1 pseudogene is annotated in these 417 nt (G+C 71.7%); it reads left to right on the top strand.

Annotation, left to right across the window (positions count from 1 at the left end):
- A pseudogene (locus G3I17_RS39415) lies at positions 1-417 on the top strand (HTTM domain-containing protein); the annotation flags it as partial.

Here is a 417-nt window from a genome sequence, read left to right as displayed (position 1 = left end):
GCACGCGTGCCACGTCCGTGGTGTTCATGGCGGGTGTCCTGTCCCTGCAGAAACGCAGCATTTTCATCGGCGACGGCGGCGACATCGGCATCCATCTGATGGCGATCTACCTGGTGCTGACCCGCTGCGCGCGGGTCTGGTCCCTGGACGCGCGCAGGGGGGCCCGGAACGCCGTACGGGTCGCGGAGGGCGGGCGCCCGGCCCCCGACCGCGTGGGCCCGGCCCTGTGGACCGTACTCGGTGTGGTTCTGCTGCCGGCGACGCTGATGGGCGGTCTGGGCGGGACCTGGTGGCTCCCCGTCCTCCTGTGGATCCTGTGGCTGGGGAACGGTGCCTGGTGGACCCTGAACCGCTTGCCGTCGGCGCGTGAGCCGCGCCTGCTCCTCGACGTCCTGGCGAACCTCGCCCACCATGCCG

This window comes from Streptomyces sp. SID13031 (assembly GCF_010548305.1).
Lineage (GTDB): Bacteria > Actinomycetota > Actinomycetes > Propionibacteriales > Kribbellaceae > Kribbella.
This window is presented reverse-complemented; position numbering and strand designations above follow the sequence as displayed.